This is a genomic window from Pseudomonas sp. 2995-1 (genome assembly GCF_002742505.1).
Classification (GTDB): Bacteria; Pseudomonadota; Gammaproteobacteria; order Pseudomonadales; family Pseudomonadaceae; genus Aquipseudomonas; species Aquipseudomonas sivasensis.
In genome coordinates, this window is the sequence record NZ_LJSA01000322.1 from 1 (window position 1) to 13,728 (window position 13,728).

At 60.4% G+C, this 13,728-nt stretch carries 11 protein-coding genes and 2 rRNA genes; 7 read left to right on the forward strand and 6 right to left on the reverse strand.

Features of this window, described 5'->3' with window-relative positions; translation table 11 throughout:
• Positions 1-19 precede the first annotated feature (19 nt).
• From rrf (AOA61_RS08160) to mrdA, 3 genes are all read left to right on the forward strand, one after another.
• A 5S ribosomal RNA gene (gene rrf / locus AOA61_RS08160) occupies positions 20-135 on the forward strand.
• Between the two features lie 108 nt (positions 136-243).
• Positions 244-359, forward strand: a 5S ribosomal RNA gene (gene rrf, locus AOA61_RS08165).
• Positions 360-631: 272 nt separating this feature from the next.
• Positions 632-2,524, forward strand: coding sequence for a penicillin-binding protein 2 (gene mrdA, locus AOA61_RS08170; RefSeq protein ID WP_032888193.1), 1,893 nt, complete (start codon positions 632-634; stop codon positions 2,522-2,524).
• Position 2,525: 1 nt separating this feature from the next.
• Here mrdA and AOA61_RS08175 read toward each other — a convergent pair whose 3' ends face one another.
• Positions 2,526-2,927 (reverse strand): GFA family protein, encoded by a 402-nt coding sequence (locus AOA61_RS08175; RefSeq protein WP_099601510.1) that lies wholly within the window; start codon positions 2,925-2,927, stop codon positions 2,526-2,528.
• Positions 2,928-3,026: 99 nt separating this feature from the next.
• On the opposite strand from AOA61_RS08175, the gene AOA61_RS08180 reads away from it, so the two are divergent.
• The 4 genes from AOA61_RS08180 (at position 3,027) to AOA61_RS08195 (ending at position 7,485) form a co-directional block, all read left to right on the forward strand.
• Positions 3,027-3,494, forward strand: a complete 468-nt coding sequence (locus AOA61_RS08180; protein WP_032888196.1) for an SRPBCC family protein — start codon at positions 3,027-3,029, stop codon at positions 3,492-3,494.
• A 201-nt stretch (positions 3,495-3,695) separates the two neighbouring features.
• A complete protein-coding gene (locus AOA61_RS08185; RefSeq protein ID WP_099601511.1) occupies positions 3,696-6,053 on the forward strand; it encodes a DNA polymerase II in 2,358 nt (785 codons plus the stop codon).
• A 59-nt stretch (positions 6,054-6,112) separates the two neighbouring features.
• Positions 6,113-6,745 (forward strand): glutathione S-transferase N-terminal domain-containing protein, encoded by a 633-nt coding sequence (locus tag AOA61_RS08190; protein WP_099601512.1) that lies wholly within the window; start codon positions 6,113-6,115, stop codon positions 6,743-6,745.
• A gap of 164 nt (positions 6,746-6,909) precedes the next feature.
• Entirely contained in the window at positions 6,910-7,485 is a 576-nt protein-coding gene (locus tag AOA61_RS08195) for a DUF4174 domain-containing protein (protein WP_032888204.1), read from the forward strand.
• Positions 7,486-7,511: 26 nt separating this feature from the next.
• Here AOA61_RS08195 and AOA61_RS08200 read toward each other — a convergent pair whose 3' ends face one another.
• From AOA61_RS08200 to AOA61_RS08220, 5 genes are read right to left on the reverse strand one after another with little or no spacing between them, the layout of a single operon-like run.
• A complete protein-coding gene (locus AOA61_RS08200; RefSeq protein WP_099601513.1) occupies positions 7,512-8,552 on the reverse strand; it encodes an acyltransferase family protein in 1,041 nt (346 codons plus the stop codon).
• 22 nt (positions 8,553-8,574) lie between these two features.
• Positions 8,575-9,984 carry a murein biosynthesis integral membrane protein MurJ gene (murJ, locus tag AOA61_RS08205; protein ID WP_099601514.1) on the reverse strand — a complete coding sequence of 470 codons (1,410 nt, stop codon included), beginning with the start codon at positions 9,982-9,984 and terminating at the stop codon, positions 8,575-8,577.
• Positions 9,984-11,411, reverse strand: coding sequence for an O-antigen ligase (locus AOA61_RS08210; RefSeq protein ID WP_099601515.1), 1,428 nt, complete (start codon positions 11,409-11,411; stop codon positions 9,984-9,986). The genes murJ and AOA61_RS08210 overlap by 1 nt, the downstream gene beginning before the upstream one ends.
• 2 nt (positions 11,412-11,413) lie before the next feature.
• On the reverse strand, positions 11,414-12,517 hold the full coding sequence (locus AOA61_RS08215) for a glycosyltransferase family 1 protein (protein WP_099601516.1): 1,104 nt from the start codon (positions 12,515-12,517) through the stop codon (positions 11,414-11,416).
• The gene (locus AOA61_RS08220) at positions 12,508-13,725 is read right to left on the reverse strand and encodes a glycosyltransferase family 4 protein (RefSeq protein ID WP_099601517.1); all 1,218 of its coding nucleotides are present in this window, start codon (positions 13,723-13,725) and stop codon (positions 12,508-12,510) included. Before AOA61_RS08220 ends, AOA61_RS08215 begins: the two co-directional genes overlap by 10 nt.
• Positions 13,726-13,728 lie beyond the last annotated feature (3 nt).

The window sequence follows — 13,728 nt, forward strand, 5'->3', positions numbered from 1 at the left end:
CGACTCAGTACCCGAATTTCTTGACGACCATAGAGCATTGGAACCACCTGATCCCATCCCGAACTCAGTAGTGAAACGATGCATCGCCGATGGTAGTGTGGGGTTTCCCCATGTGAGAGTAGGTCATCGTCAAGATTAAATTCCGAAACCCCATTTGCGAAAGCAGATGGGGTTTTGTTTTATGTAGAAACTCATGAATTTCATCGGCGCGATGCGAATGCAACGATCCGATACACAGAATTTCTTGACGACCATAGAGCATTGGAACCACCTGATCCCATCCCGAACTCAGTAGTGAAACGATGCATCGCCGATGGTAGTGTGGGGTTTCCCCATGTGAGAGTAGGTCATCGTCAAGATTAAATTCCGAAACCCCATTTGCGAAAGCAGATGGGGTTTTGTTTTGGGCGGGCGGAAAGTGCGAGGGCGGATCAGGGCGAGCTCTCGAATATCCTCAGGGACGGCGGGCCTGCCACCTTGGTCATTGATGTGCAAACATCCGTCAAAGTACCGTTGAGGAATTCAATGCAAAGTGTTTCTGCATTTTTGGTATGGTGCAGCACATTTTCCCAAGGATTGATCTTTCATCGCAGGATGCGGCGTCGACCCTCTTCAACGAGATGCTGTAGAAATGCCAGAACCAATACCGATCAAAGATCACGAAAAAGAAAACCGTCTTGTCAATAAACGCTTGCTCGCTTGCGCGCTACTGGTCATTGGCATCACATGCGCTCTGGTGGGGCGTATGTATTTCCTGCAGGTCGTACAGTTCGACTACCACTCCACAATTTCTGAGAACAACCGCGTCCACGTATTACCCATTACACCGACGCGTGGCCTTATCTATGACCGCAACGGTGTGGTATTGGCCGACAATCGCCCCAGCTACAACCTGACCATCACCCGAGAACGCACCACCGACCTCAAGGGAGAGTTGGATGCCATCGTCAATCTCCTGCACTTGCCGCCTGAGGACCGTGGATTATTCGACAAGGCCTTGAAGCAAGCGCGCCATCCCTTCGTTCCAGTGACGTTGTTTTACGAGTTGACCGAAGAGCAAATTGCGTTGCTGGCAGTGAATGAGTTCCGCCTGCCGGGGGTCGATGTAGAACCACAGTTCGTCCGTCACTATCCGCTCGCCGCTCACTTCGCCCACTCCATTGGCTATGTGGGCCGTATTAACGAGAAAGAATCTAAGACCCTCGACTCGGTGGAGTACCGTGGCACGCAGTCTATCGGCAAGACCGGTATTGAGCGGTTTTACGAATCCGAGCTACACGGTCATGTCGGTTATGAAGAGGTTGAGACCAACGCCCAGGGTCGCGTGCTGCGCGTGCTCAAGCATACTGACCCGATCCCCGGCAAGAACATCGTCCTGAGCCTCGACGTCAAGCTCCAGGAAGCGGCTGAGGAGGCCCTGGGTGATCGTCGCGGCTCAGTAGTGGCACTTGACCCGCAAACCGGTGAAGTACTGGCCATGGTCAGCAAGCCCAGCTTCGATCCGAACCTTTTCGTAACCGGTATCAGCTTCAAGGAATATGCCGCGCTGCACGACTCCATCGACCGACCGCTGTTCAACCGTGTCCTTAGAGGCCTGTACGCACCGGGGTCGACCATCAAGCCAGAAGTGGCCATCGCAGGCCTAGACAGCGGTGTCGTCACCGCCCAAACCCGTGTGTTCGACCCGGGTTACTACCAACTACCCGACTTCGACCACAAATACCGCAACTGGAACCATAGCGGCGACGGTTGGGTGGATATGGACGCAGCCATCATGCGCTCTAACGACACATACTTTTACGACCTGGCCCACAAGCTGGGTATCGACCGCCTACACGACTATCTCGCGGAATTCGGCCTGGGTCAGAAAGTATCCCTAGACATGTTTGAAGAGTCAGCCGGCCTGATGCCGTCTCAGGCCTGGAAGCGCGCGACCCGCCGCCAGCCCTGGTTTCCAGGCGAAACCGTGATTCTCGGCATCGGCCAAGGCTACATGCAGGTCACGCCGCTGCAACTGGCTCAGGCCACCGCGCTGATCGCCAACAAAGGTGTATGGAACCGACCGCACCTCGCCAAAACGATCAATGGCGTGCCGCCCGTTGACGAAAACCCCATGCCGAACGTTGTACTCAAAGACCCGCGTGACTGGGAGCAGGTCAACCACGGCATGCAACTGGTAATGCACGATCCGCGCGGTATCGCCCGGGCCGCTGCGCAAGGTGCGCAATATCGCATCGCCGGCAAGAGTGGTACGGCCCAAGTGGTCGCGATCAAGCAGGGCGAGCGCTATAACCGTGAGAAGACATTGGAACGCCACCGCGACAACGCCTTGTTCGTCGGCTTTGCTCCCGCCGAACACCCGAAAATCGTGATCTCGGTGATGATCGAAAACGGTGAGGCCGGTGGTCGCGTTGCAGGACCGGTCGTGCGGCAGATCATGGATGCTTGGCTGCTGGACCAGGACGGTCACCTGAAGCCGCAATATGCAGCGCCAGCCAAGGCACCGGGTGAGCCGCGCGTCTAGGTCATGGCTTCCACTCGTCCCAGCGCTCCATATCCCCATAGGCGAGCCAGGGCACATCGTGGCTCGCCCATATGTGTGAGGTGGGACTGACGCCCGGATCATCATCCAGCGTTGCCACTCGCACAATTACATGGGGCTGCTGGCTACGCTCCGCCATCAGGTGTGAGCCGCAGCGTTTGCAAAAATGTCTGAATTTTCCCGGTGAAGACTCGAAGGCCGCGCGCAATTCCTCCCCTAACGTCCAGCGAAAATGTTCGCGCATCACCCCTGCCGTGGCGACAAACGCCGCCGCGTGTATCTTGCGGCAGCTCCTGCAATGGCAGTGGCTGATGGGCATATCCAAGATGTCCACCTGATAGCGCACACCTTTGCAAAAGCAACTTCCATTCAATGGTTCAGTCATAACGTATTGCCGGGTTCAAGGATGGGGTCATCATCATTGCTTACAACCTCAGGTTGCGCATTGTTTGATGTCGCCTACTGTCAATGGAGGAGGTGACTTATGCACGTATTAGATCGCATCGAGCGAAAAGTCCTGCTCAACGCTTCACGCAAACAGGTCTGGGAGGCACTGACCAACGCTGAGCAATTCGGCGATTGGTTTGGCGTCGCCCTTAAGGGCAAAGTCTTCGGGGTGGGAGAAACCATCGAGGCGCCGATTACCTATCCAGGTTACGAGCATGTGGTCTGGAAAGCCAAAATCGAACGCATCCTGCCACAGACATTGTTCTCTTTCTGGTGGCATCCCTTTGCGGTTGAGAAGGGCGTCGATTATGACCAGGAGACACCCACCTTGGTTGAGTTCACGATTGAAGATCGTGCTCCGGGCATTCTGCTTCGGGTTGTGGAGTCCGGCTTCGACGCAGTGCCCCAGGCTCGTCGCCAGAAGGCCTTCAAGATGAACTCTCGTGGCTGGGACGAGCAGATGGGTAATATCGAAAACTATCTGAACACTGCCCGTCGGGCATGACCCAAGCGGGCATCATTGCTGATGCCCGTGCTTACAGCTTTCAGCTCCCATGGCTGTAGTGACTTCCTATGTGCCAAGAGCCCTGAGTTGGCTAATAGAATAAATTTGTGAGATTGCAGCCTGTGCGCGCGTTTAACTGCCGCGCTGGCCCGGATGCCGCGTAGAATCAACGCCTGAAAGCGATTCCTGAGGTGCGGCAAGGTGGATTTACAGCAGGGTTTTGTCCTGACCCGGCATTGGCGCGATACCCCGGCGGGTACGGAGGTCAGTTTCTGGCTGGCCACGGACCAGGGCCCACAGTTCATCCGCCTACCCATGCAGACCTCGGTGATGTTCATCCCAGAGGCCCATCGCAAGCCGCTGGATTGGTTGCTCAAGGGCGAGCGTGATATTGAATTGCGCCCCTTGCAGTTGTGCGATTTTCATCACCGCCCGGTCCTGGGCCTGTACACCCGCCAGCACCGCCAATTGATGGATGTAGAAAAACGCCTGCGCGCTGCCGGCGTCGACGTCTACGAAGCCGATGTACGTCCACCTGAGCGCTACATGATGGAGCGCTTTATCACCGCCCCGGTCTGGTTCGGTGGCACACCCGACGTCTCTGGTGCTCTGTGCGACGCGCAGATGAAACCTTCCGCCGACTACCGCCCGCCGCTCAAACTGGTGTCCCTGGACATAGAGACCACCGCTCAGGGCGACCTGTACTCCATCGCCCTTGAAGGCTGCGGTGAGCGCCAGGTCTACATGCTCGGGCCACCGAACAAAACCGACGCAGTGGACTTCAAGCTCGACTACTGCGACACCCGCGCCCAACTGCTGGAGCGCCTCAACCAATGGCTCGCCACCTTTGATCCCGACGCCATCATCGGCTGGAATGTCGTGCAGTTCGACCTGCGCGTGCTCCACGAACACGCCCAACGCCTCAAGGTGCCGCTCATGCTTGGCCGTGGCGACGAACCCATGGCCTGGCGCGAACATGGCAGTCGCAACCATTACTTCGCCGCAGCGGCGGGGCGCCTGATCATCGACGGTATCGAAGCCCTGCGGTCGGCCACCTGGAGCTTTGAATCCTTCAGTCTGGAAAACGTTGCGCAGACCTTGCTGGGCGAGGGCAAGGATATCTCCACGCCCTACCAGCGCATGGACGAAATCAACCGCATGTTCGCCGAGGACAAGCCCGCACTGGCGCGCTACAACCTCAAGGACTGCGAGCTGGTCACGCGGATTTTCGAGAAGACCGAACTGCTCAAGTTCCTGCTCGAACGAGCCAGCGTCACCGGGTTGCCAGCCGACCGCAATGGCGGATCGGTCGCAGCATTCACCCACTTGTACATGCCGCTGATGCACCGCCAGGGTTTTGTCGCGCCCAACCTGGGCGACAAACCGCCCCAGGCCAGCCCCGGCGGATTTGTCATGGACTCACGTCCCGGTCTCTACGAATCCGTGCTGGTACTCGATTACAAAAGCCTCTACCCGTCGATCATCCGCAGCTTTTTGATCGACCCCGTGGGCTTGATCGAAGGCCTCAAGCACCCGGACGACAGCGAGTCAGTGGAAGGCTTTCGCGGTGCGCGTTTTTCCCGTACGCGTCATTGCCTGCCGTCTATCGTCGCCCGCGTCTCCGAGGGCCGTGAAGTGGCCAAGCGCGAACACAACGCGCCGCTGTCCCAAGCTCTGAAAATCATCATGAATGCGTTTTATGGCGTGCTCGGTTCCAGCGGATGCCGCTTCTTTGACACACGACTGGCGTCCTCGATCACGATGCGCGGCCACCAGATCATGCGTCAGACCCGCGAGCTGGTAGAAGCTCAGGGCTATGAGGTGATCTACGGCGACACCGATTCAACCTTCGTCTGGCTCGGCAAGGCCCATTCCCAGGAAGCTGCCAGCCGTATCGGAGAGACGCTGGTGCAGCACGTCAATGCGTGGTGGAGCGAACATCTGCACAGCGCATTTGGCCTGCAAAGCGCTCTGGAGTTGCAATACGAAACCCACTTCACGCGCTTTCTCATGCCCACCATTCGCGGTGCGGAGGAGGGCAGCAAAAAACGCTACGCCGGCTTGGTCACGCGTGCTGATGGCAGCGAAGATATGGTCTACAAAGGCCTGGAAACCGTGCGCAGCGACTGGTCGCCCCTGGCTCGGCAATTCCAGCAGGAACTCTACCAGCGCATCTTTCACCGCCAGCCCCATCAGGACTACATTCGCGACTACGTTCGCCGAACCCTGAGCGGCGAATTCGACGAACTGCTGATTTACCGCAAGCGCCTGCGCCGCCGGTTGGATGACTACGAACGCAACGTACCGCCCCACGTGCGCGCCGCGCGCCTGGCCGATGACTACAATGACCGCCTGGGGCGGCCGCGCCAGTACAAGCGCGGCGGTTGGATCAGCTACGTGATCAGCGTCAACGGCCCTGAACCGTTGGAAGTACGCCAAGCGCCCATCGACTACGATCACTACGTTACCCGGCAATTGCAGCCGGTGGCCGATGCGATTCTGCCCTTTGTGAATGACGATTTCGGCACCTTGGTCGGTGGGCAAATGGGGCTGTTCTAACGATCAACACCCCTTAAAAGTGTGGGAGGTTACGCCTCCATCGATAGGAGAAAACGCTCATGTACACGCTCTACGGCACCGACGAATCCGGCTCTTGCATGATCGAAATCGCCCTGCAGCGCTGTGTGGTGCCGTGGCACCGAGTGGACGCCAGCTCCTGGCAGGAGAGCGAGGGCAGCGAAGCCTTGGCACGCATCAACCCGCTCAAGCAAATCCCCACGCTGGTCACTCCCGGCGGGCAGGTGCTGACGGAAAGCGCCGCGATCCTCATTCACCTGGGGCTCGAATTTCCTGACTCGCACCTGCTGAACGGCGACCGGGCGCAGATCATCAGAGGCCTGGTGTATATCGCCGCCAACTGTTATTCGGCGATCGGCATCATTGACTACCCGCAACGTTGGTTGGGCAACGCCAATGAAGCGGCCCAAGTGCAACTGGCGACCGGCACTCGCCGCTATCTGCATCAGGCCTGGGTAGTGTTCGCCGATCAGTTCGAACAGCAGCTGTTTGCGCCGAACGGTGAGCCGAATGCACTGGGCATTATGGCGGCAGCAGTGTCGCGCTGGGATGACGCCCGTGAGGCGTTGGGCGGCTTGGCACCCGGCTTTGCCCAGACGTTGGCGCAGGTGGATGCCGATCCTGTCGTGGCCCCGGTTTTTGCGCGGCATTGGCCGGAGTGGAAGGTCTCGTAATGTTTCCGCAATCAACGGAAACAATCACGGATGTCCGCGCCAAACCCTTGCGTAGCGGGCGTCCTGACCTACGCTTTCTTAAAGCGCTGTAGGAATCATCCTTGAATTTGACTGTCGCAGACATGAAACTCAAGAACCCTGCATGGAATTCAAAGGAGGTGCGCATGCTCATCCGGTCGCTGACCCTGGCTACCTTGATGGCTTTTACGGGGCCGCTGTTGGCTGCTGATGATATCAACCCGCTCAAGCAGGATCTGGGCAAGGCCCGGCCGTTGGTGGTGGTTGAGCTTGATTCAGGCAACTCCACGCTGGCGACCCTTAAGAAACAACTGGACGAGCCCGCCATCAAGCAGTCCTTTGAAGAGCGCGCCATGGTGTTCTACACCGTGAAGTTCGGCAGCATTGGCGCCGAAGGCGAGAAGTTCGCCAAGGACCCAAAGGACAATAAAAAGCTCACGCCGCCCGAAACCAATGCACTGATCCGCGCACTCAAACTTGGCGCTGGCAGCGGCACTAAGGTGATCCTGATCGGCAAGGATGGCGATAAGAAACTTGAGAAGACCGTGCCACCGGATACCCTCGACTTGAAGGAATTCTTCAGCACCATCGACCAGATGCCCATGGCGGAGAAAGAAGCCGCTGCCGCCGCAGAACCTGAACCCGCCCCACCAGCGCCAGCCAAGGGCGCCAAGCCCGCAAAGCCGGGCAGCAAGCCAGCCCCTCAACAACTGGATGACTGAACCCGAAACCCTGTAGGCCCCGCCGCCTATAGGGTTTTTTGTGGCTTACGCACCGGAAACGGAAAGTAGAAAAACCGCAAAAACGCCACCCGCTTGATCACTTCCCCGATCAACAACGGCACCACCACAGCCACGACAAAACCGATACACGCCGCGACAAACGCATGCAGCCCCAGCCGCTCCATCAGGTCAAACGTCTTGTGCTGGATCTCGCCATGGAAGATCAACAAAATCAGCGTCGATTGGCCAATATAGGTCATCGCCCGGGTAATCAGGGCCGACACCATCAGCACCCGTGCCAGCGCCCAGCACACGTAAACACCAATCACCGCCAGCAGGCTGGTCCACAGCCAGTGGTCGTAGCGCCGTTGCGCTAGGTCCATGGTGTCGTGGCTGTAGATGAACACAACCGCGAACAGCGCCACCGAAAGCAACAGGGTCAGCACTGACCCCGCATGGGTACGCAGCCAGTCCCGCAGCAGATAGCCGTAGACGAAACACGCGCTGCTGATCAGCGTGATGTCCAGGCTGAACGGCAAGCCGGGCAGTACCCAGGTTTGCCCGCCGACCGTCACCGGCAATTGCCAGAACCAGGGCAGCATCCAGATGCCGATCAGCAGCGGCACCAGCATCAGTACACAACTCACGGCCAGCGAAAGACGCTGGATCAACCGTAGCAGCACCCAACCAAAAAGAATCGCCACCCAAAAGTGCGGCAAAAACCAAAGAGCCTGCCATGGGATGGTGTCCACCGAGGCATACAACACGCCGCCGATATCCGGCAGCAGCGGCTGGCCGCGCAGCAGATCTCGCACGATCACGTACACCAGCATGGTGAAGAAAAACGGCTTGAGCAGGCCATCCGCCTTACGCACCGCCATCTCGAGAAAGGGCTGTTCAGGCTTGAAAAGGACCCCCGACAGAAAGAAGAACAAAGGCAGCACGAACGACGCCAGGATCAGATACATAAGGTCCGGTGACGTGGCGACAAACCAACTGTGGGCATACACGATCACCAGGATGCCGATGCCTTTGGCGATGTCCATTTGGATCCAGCGATGTTTCATCTGCGTTTCCCCAGTCAACCCTTCATGCCTTGCGCCATGGTTTCAGCCACAGCCCCATCCCGAGCAATACCAAGGCACCGGCCAGGGTGCTCAGCCCCAGTTGCAGCCATACGCCTTCAAGACGAAACAACACCAGCGCCGCCACGCCCAGCACCAGCGCACTGAGTAGCCAGTGCCGGGCCCAGGGCAGGGCGCCGAGCAGTGTTTGGCGTTGCATCAGCAGCAGCGCGGTGCAGATCACTCCCGCCAGCGCGGCCAGTGGAATTCCTGCCAGGCCCAACACAAATGGCAAGACGCAAAGCAGCAACACGTTGACCAGGCTGCCGAGCAATTCGCAGCGCAGCGGCTGGCGCGTATCGCCGGCGGCGTAGGCGTAACGCGCGAGCAAGGCGTTCCAGGCGCCGAACACCAACGGCACGGCAAACCACGCCAGCAGCAGCGGCAATGGTGAGTCAGACGATTGCTGGGGCAACAGCAGCGCCACCAGGCTTGGTGCGGCGGCTACCAGCCCGACGCCGGCGGGCAGCGTCAGCACGCTGGCGGTTTCCAGGCCGCGCTTGAGCAGGGCCAGGCGCGCATCGCCCTGACGTCGGCTCATCATGCCCAGCAGCACCTGATTGAGGCTCATCAGCGCAATCAGCGGCAGGTTCATCAGCTTGCGGGCCAGGTTGACCCAGGTGACTGCGCCTTCGCCAAGCAGCGATGCTACGAGTCTTTCGATCAGCGCCAGGCCCTGGCTGGCTCCGTTGCTTATCAATAAGGGACCGATGCGTTGGCCCAGCTCGCGTAACGGCGCGAAGGTCAGCTGCCAGCGCCACGGCCGCCAGCCTTGGCACCACATCGACGGCAGCAGCGCCAATGGCATCAGCAAGCTGCCGGCGAGGCATGCCAGGGCCAGTGAGTGGGGTTGAGTCGCGGTGCCGGCGAGGGCGAGGTACGTCACTGGTGGCAGGTTGAACAGCAGCGAGCCCAAGCCGGCCAGCACAAAACGCTCGCTGGCCTGCAATGGAATGCTGAACAGCGCATGCAGCATCAGCCCCGGTACGCACCAGGCGACGACCTGCAGGTTGCTGCTGGCCAACGCCGTCGCGGTGTCGGCCAACCCTGGGCCCAGCACTTGCACCAGCCACGGCGCCAACAGCGTCAGCAGCAGACTGGTCACCAAGGCGATCAGCATCAAGGCCGGAAACAATACCGCCAGCCAGTCCAGCCGCTCGCCATCCTTGCGCGCCAGGTACAACGGCAACGCCGCCGCACTGAGCACGCCGCCGGCCAAAGACATGCGCAGCGCCTCGGGCAAGAACAGCGCAATCAGGAACGCATCACTGCGCTCCCCCGCGCCCCACGCAGCCACCAGCAACCACTCACGGGCGAACCCCAGGCACAGGCCCAGCAAGGTCGCCAGGGTCAGCCATGCGGCGGAGCCCAGCATCAGAGCCGTGCGCCGCTGAACAGCGGTTTACGGTAGGTCACTGTCTTGACCTGCGGCAGGCGCGCCGGAAACAAGCGCCGCGCCTCCAACACATTGATGCCCACCATCAGCCAGAACAGCGCCACCATCACCACCGCAAAACTGAAGTAGTGGTCAAACAAGCCACTGACCAGCGCGGACAGAATCCCCGCCGTGGTACCCAGCCACAGGGCGTTGTCCTTGGTCAGGCGGATCGGACCTTTCTCTGGACGGGCTTCACGCCACCAGCGGACGGTCACCGCCACAAACAGCAGCATGCCGATGAGGCCTATCTTGTAGATGTAGTTCAGCCACAGGTTGGAGATGCCCAGCAGACCAGTGCCCGGCACTGGCGGGTCGACCTTGAAGCCGATGCCCAGCGGATAGGCCGCCACGGCCTGCGGGAACATGCGGTATTCATCGAAACGCACTTCGGTACTGGCGTTGTTCGTAGAAAAAATCGTCGCCAGGCGATCCTGCAACGGTGGATAAGCCATCACCAGCGCTATCGTCAGCGCCGCACCGATCATCAATAGGCGACCGGTGTACGGCACGCGCCGTGAGGCCATCCATATCAGCACCAGCGCCAGGCTGACCATCGCGCCACGGCTGCTGGCCAGCAGCAATGCCGCCGCTCCCAAACAGGCCACGCCCAAACCGAGTGCGCGTTTCCAGCCTTGCTCGGTCATGCCGAAGCAGAAGGCTAAAGGCAGCAGCAACGCCATGATCCCACCGATGGCATTCGGGTGCGTCCACGGCGAGCCCATGCGCGAAGACATGGCCTCCAGACCAAATTTGAGCATGTCGAAATTGGCGTAGTTGAACAGGCCAAGAATCGGCGCGATCCCGGCCCCTGAGCGTGTGCGCACAAACACCCCGATGGACAACACCAGCATCGCCAGGGTGCCGAGCAACAGTGCGATCACCAGGGATTCGCGGTGCTTTTGATCCACCAGCAATTTGGCCGCGAGGAACACCCCCGACAGGTTCAGCAACCAGCGCAGCCAGTTGGCCAAGCCGCTGCTGTCGGCGTGGGTGATAACCTGACCGACCATGAAGGGGAACGCACTGAACAGCATCAGCCACAACAGCATTTGGTCGGTGGGCCGTCGGGTCAGGCTGGGCGCTTGCGGCAGGCGCGACAGGAAGCTGTGCCACAGGATCGCGCCCCAGGTGAGGGCCAGAATCGCCTCGCTCACCGTGGTGCGAATGCCCAGGTTAACCGTGGAATACGGCATGAACGTCGCCACGGCCGCAAACAGCAACAGGCCCCAGAACGGAAAGCGCAGGATGGTCACCGCAGCCGCCAGACCGACCACAGCCAGAAACGCCTTGGCCGGCGACAGCAGCAAAGCCAGGGCGCCAAACAGCAGGCCGAAGAGTATCGCGACGAGGCTTGCCAGATTCACTCTCACGTCAGTTCCTCGATCAGTTCGGCCAGGCGCCGGCGATAAGCGTGGTGGTTGAAGCGTTGCGCCCACTGGCGGCGTTGCTCGGGGGATTCTTCGTCGGGTTGCTCGCCCAGGCCTATCATCAATTGCGTCAGCGCCGGGCCATCGGTGGGCGAAAAGCGGGGGGCTGACGGTGGCGTGATTTCATCCAGTGATGTACCGCTGGCCACCGCCACGGGGGTGGCGACGCTCAAGGCTTCGATCACCGGCAGGCCAAACCCTTCGGCATACGACGGCTGCCACAGGCGCGAGGCCCGGCGGTACAACGCGTGCAACTCAGCGTCCGACACACCGCTCAAGGCGCGAATACCTGGCAGTGTGCGCTGGGCTTCGGGCAAATGATCGAGGCTGCCTACCAATACCAGTTCCGGCACTGAGGGCGATTGGCGTCGCGCTTGCTGCCAGGCGTCCACCAGAAATGGCACGTTTTTGCGCAACTCGCGGGTGCCCACCAACAACCAGTAACGCGCAGGCAACTGGCGCGCGCTGAGGTCGGCGGCCAGCTCGGAGACCCCATCGACCTGGTTGGGCAACACGCGAATCTTGCCCGCCGCCTTGGGGAACAGCCGCGCGGTTTCATCGGCGCTGTACTGCGACGGCGTCCACACGCGGTCGGCGCTGTGCACCGCGTAGGCAATCGACAGGCGATCGCTGGTCTTGTAGATCAACGCCTTCAAGCGGTTGGCGTGGTAGTTGTTCAGGGTGATCTGAAACAGATCATGCAACAGCACGACGGTGCGCAGTCCTTGAGGCTTGGGTGGCAACGGCAGGCCCATATTGAAGGTGCTGATGTACAAATCGACATGGTGTTCGCGCAAGGCCCGCGGCAAGAAACCCGCCTCGAAACGCAGGCGATTCTGTGGCTGGTGCATGGCAGTCTTGGCGCAGCCCCAAGCCGGGCAATGGGCCCACAACCGGGTTTCATCGCCCAGGGGGGCCACGGTAAAGCGCTCGACCTCGATGTTCGGCAGCGTGTGCAGCGCACTCTCCAGCGCATACACCTGGCGGCTGATGCCCGATTGCGGCGAGGTGCCGACGGTGCGGTAATCCAGGCCTACACGCATGCCGGCTCCTTTTGGTTCTGCGGCGCGAGGGTGGCGTACACCTGCTCCAACTGGCTGGCGGCGACGCTCCAGTCATGGGCCCGACGCACGTAGGCGCGGCCAGCTTCACCCATGGGCGCGGCGGCGTCGGGGAATTGCAGCAGGCGTACCACCGCATCGGCCAGCTTGGTGGCGCTTTGTCCGCCGAGGTAGTCCAGGCCTTCCACCAAGTCCAGCCCGGATACACCTTGCTCGGTGCTGGCCAACGGCAGGCCGGCGGCCAGGGCTTCTAGCACCTTGAGTTTCGACCCGCCGCCGTGGCGCAACGGCGCCAGAAAGACCGAGCAGCTTGATTGCAAATTCAGCAGGTCGGGCACGAAACCTTGCCACTCGATGCGCGGGTCCTTCCAGCGCTCGCGCCAACTGCCCGGCATGCCGAAACCGCACACGCTCATGCGCGCATCCGGGCAGCGCGCCCAGACCTTGGGCAGGATTTCATCCAGCGCCCATTCGATGGCGTCCACGTTCGGCGCGTATTCATAGTTGCCCAGGAACAGCACGCGTCGGGTCGACGGGTCGGGACGGGCGGCGGCGAAGTGATCGCAGTCCACGCCATTGACCACCACCGGTACCGGTTTTCCGGCGATTTTTTCCAGGACCTGCGCGTCGCTGTCGGTGACGGCCACCACCTGCGCGGCCTGGCGCATCACTCGGCGTTCCCAGCGGGTATAGCGCCATTGATCGTAGCGAATGAACGGCAGCGCCCACCGCGGCAAACGGTCGTAAGTGGCTGCGCCCAGGGCCGACTCCACATTGTGTTCGGTCAGCACAAACGGCTGTGACTTGCGCGCCAGTGCATCTTCGTAAGGCTGGAAACTGTAGCTGTGCTCAATCTGCACCACGTCCCACTGCTCACCCAGCAACCAATTGAAAGTGTCCTGCAACTCGCCCGCCAAACCATTCACGCTGGCCAGCAGCGGGTAGGGCGCAAACAGCCCGGCCACCAGGGTCTTGAAACTGCGCAACGGGCGGCGCGGCAGGATGATCAACTGTTCGACAAACACCTCCATCACCTGGCGGTCGGTGAGCGACACCGGATGCTTGTCATGCAGCAGCAAGGTGATCTGGTGCCCACGCGCCGCAAGGCTGCGCAGCAAATGGAACTGACGCGTCTTGCCGCCGCTGGTGGCGGGCCAGGGCGAGTAGGGCAGGATCCATAAAATGCGCATCGC

Bases quoted from the DNA above. Each gene is read 5' to 3' on its own strand.
- mrdA (WP_032888193.1), top strand. From the start codon at position 632: ATGCCAGAACCAATACCGATCAAAGATCACGAAAAAGAAAACCGTCTT.
- AOA61_RS08175 (WP_099601510.1), bottom strand. From the start codon at position 2,927: ATGACTGAACCATTGAATGGAAGTTGCTTTTGCAAAGGTGTGCGCTAT.
- AOA61_RS08180 (WP_032888196.1), top strand. From the start codon at position 3,027: ATGCACGTATTAGATCGCATCGAGCGAAAAGTCCTGCTCAACGCTTCA.
- AOA61_RS08190 (WP_099601512.1), top strand. From the start codon at position 6,113: ATGTACACGCTCTACGGCACCGACGAATCCGGCTCTTGCATGATCGAA.
- AOA61_RS08195 (WP_032888204.1), top strand. From the start codon at position 6,910: ATGCTCATCCGGTCGCTGACCCTGGCTACCTTGATGGCTTTTACGGGG.
- AOA61_RS08200 (WP_099601513.1), bottom strand. From the start codon at position 8,552: ATGAAACATCGCTGGATCCAAATGGACATCGCCAAAGGCATCGGCATC.
- murJ (WP_099601514.1), bottom strand. From the start codon at position 9,984: ATGCTGGGCTCCGCCGCATGGCTGACCCTGGCGACCTTGCTGGGCCTG.
- AOA61_RS08215 (WP_099601516.1), bottom strand. From the start codon at position 12,517: ATGCGTGTAGGCCTGGATTACCGCACCGTCGGCACCTCGCCGCAATCG.
- AOA61_RS08220 (WP_099601517.1), bottom strand. From the start codon at position 13,725: ATGCGCATTTTATGGATCCTGCCCTACTCGCCCTGGCCCGCCACCAGC.